The 2,556-nt window shown below is 59.5% G+C and carries 2 protein-coding genes and 1 tRNA gene; all 3 read left to right on the top strand.

Annotated features, from left to right (window positions below):
- Positions 1 to 82 precede the first annotated feature (82 nt).
- Positions 83 to 159: transfer RNA gene (locus AC1DT3_RS17710), tRNA-Met, on the top strand.
- Positions 160 to 1,120: 961 nt separating this feature from the next.
- On the top strand, positions 1,121 to 1,354 hold the full coding sequence (locus AC1DT3_RS17705; protein WP_477466549.1) for a hypothetical protein: 234 nt from the start codon (positions 1,121 to 1,123) through the stop codon (positions 1,352 to 1,354).
- Positions 1,335 to 2,556 (top strand): phage terminase large subunit (locus tag AC1DT3_RS17700; protein ID WP_477466548.1); only part of this gene is annotated, 1,222 nt, incomplete at its 3' end. The genes AC1DT3_RS17705 and AC1DT3_RS17700, both read left to right, overlap by 20 nt.

The raw sequence follows: 2,556 nt of genomic DNA, 5'->3' as shown, positions 1-2,556 counted from the left end.
GGCGCCGGGAGCGAGACCGTCCTCAAGGACACGCGGGCCAGATACTGGGAATGTCTGGCCCGCTTCTCATTTGGAGTTTTATCGTGGGGTAGCGCAGCCCGGTAGCGCGCTTGGCTCATAACCAAGAGGTCGTCGGTTCGAATCCGACTCCCGCAACCAGTTTGATGCAACGGACGGACAAGGCTTAGGCCCGTGAGGCGACGGCAGGGAGTGGTAGGCGACGCGTCAGCGTCGGACGTTGAACCACCGAAGTCATCGCCAAGCCGGGGTGGGAAGCGAGTGGTCCAGTTGCACCATTCACTTTGATGCAGCGGCGTTGAAGGAAACGCGGAAACAAACGTCTCGGTAAGTTTCCCCCGGACAGCCCCCGAATCCGAGCCAAGGGGGAGTGGAGCGCGGGAGCCGGTACCAAGCCCGGCCTGCATCAATTCAGTTCGTGCAAGAAATGCACATACTCACCTCGGATGGATGAGTGACTATGGCAGACAAGGAATTGCTGAACACGGGGTTCTTAACGAACGATGGGACTCTTCGCGTCAAAGACATGAGCCGCGAACAGCTCCTCACTCTCGTGAAGTGCCTTCTCGAAAGAGATGAAGAGCATCAGAGGCTAAGACGGGTTCGGCGGGAGAAGTTTCTCCGCAGCCCCATGGCCTGGATGTAAGGCGTTGTCATGATTGCACTCGGCATTGGAATTCTGATCGGTATCGGGCTTGTCGCCGCGGTGCTCGTATTGATTGGCCGCTGGGCCGTTGATGGCATGCGCTTCGGCCCGTTCAAGTAACCCCATCTCATCCATGGCCTGTTCACATTGCCACGGCGCCCGTCGCGCCACGTCTGAAACAATCCGATCGCTGGTATCGGGCAATCTTCGGAACGCGTCAGCAAGCGCGAAGGAAGCCGGTCACCATCTGGTCGCAAAAGCTCAGGACGAAGCCGATCGCGTGCGTTCGATTCTCCGAAGGGAAAAATCAAGCGGAAATCAATCATGACCTCGAAACGAGGCGGCCCGCGTCCGGGATCAGGAAGACCAAAGGGACGCCCCAACCGGGCAACCCAAAAGCAGAAGGGAACGATCGAGGCATTGGCCCGCAGTTATGCCCCGGTCGCGATGAAGGCCTTGGCCAAGATTGCCCAAAAGGGTGAAAGCGAAAGCGCCAGAGTGGCAGCATCCAATTCGCTTCTCGATCGCGGTTACGGACGACCCCGCCAATCCCATCAGATCAGCGGTCCCAACGGCGGCCCTATCAGCTCACTCGATCTGACGAACGTATCTGATGAACAGCTCAGGACCCTTGAAGCTATCTTCGGACCGCTTGCCGGCTCCGGCGGTGATGATGAGGTTGATCCGTGAAGAGCGGGCAAGACGAGAGGCGACGAAAGAACGCCAGCGCGTAGCACAGGACGCCGAAAGGATACGGGCCCGGTGCAAGACCCTTGCGGGTTTCGTCAGGGAGGCCTGGCACGTCCTGGAACCAACGCAGCCGTATATTCACGGTTGGCACATCGACGCGATCTGCGCCCACCTGGAGGCAATCACACACGGCGACTTCCTCGCCATGGGGCTGAGCRATCGGCTCCTGATCAATATTCCGCCCGGTACCATGAAGTCGCTGATCGTCAGCGTGTTCTGGCCAGCGTGGGAATGGGGACCGATGGGGCTGGCGTCGCATCGGTTCGTAACGACCTCGTATTCGGAGACTTACGCCAAGCGCGATAGCCGGCGGATGCGAACTCTGGTCACTTCGGATTGGTACCAGAGCCTTTGGTCTGAAATTCAGCTGATCCGGTCGGGCGAGGCGTCCTTCGCGAACTCCAAGACCGGGTTTCGGGAAGGAATGCCGTTCAAGAGTCTGACCGGCTCCCGTGGCGATCGGCTGGTCATCGACGATCCTCATTCGATCGACACCGCTGAAAGCGATGCGGAACGAGAGGCGACCACACGAACTTTCCGGGAATCTGTCCCGACCCGTCTGAACAATCCTGAGACGTCTGCAATCGTCGTGGTGATGCAGCGCCTGCACGAAAAGGACGTGTCAGGACAGATCCTCGCATTGAAGCTCGGATATCAGCATCTGATGCTTCCCATGGAGTTTGAGCCCGAACGGCGGTGCAAGACGGCCATAGGCTTCGAAGACCCCAGAACGTACGAGGGAGAGCTTCTCTTTCCCGAGCGCTTTCCAAGGGAGGTTGTCGAGCGCGATAAGCTCCCGATGGGATCGTACGCGGTCGCCGGCCAATTTCAGCAGCGGCCGACGCCGCGTGAAGGTGGGTTGTTCAAACGGTCGTGGTTTGCCGACAAGATTCGACGCGTTGCACCCGAGGGAACCCGCTGGGTTCGCCATTGGGATCTTGCCGCGACATCGACCAAGCGGAAGAAGACAGGGAAAGCGGCTACGGCCGGTGTGAAGCTTGGTAGGGCGCCTGATGGCACGTTCTGGGTCGGTCACGTCGTCCGGGTGATGGAAGAAGGCGCCGACGTTCGCAGGACGATCAAGGCAACGGCCTCGACCGACGGCAAAAGCGTTCGCATCAGTCTGCCCCAAGATCCCGGAC

It is taken from the genome of Microvirga sp. P4_G7 (assembly GCF_056401005.1).
Note: the sequence above shows the minus strand (reverse complement) of the source record. Positions and strands in the feature narration are given on the sequence as shown.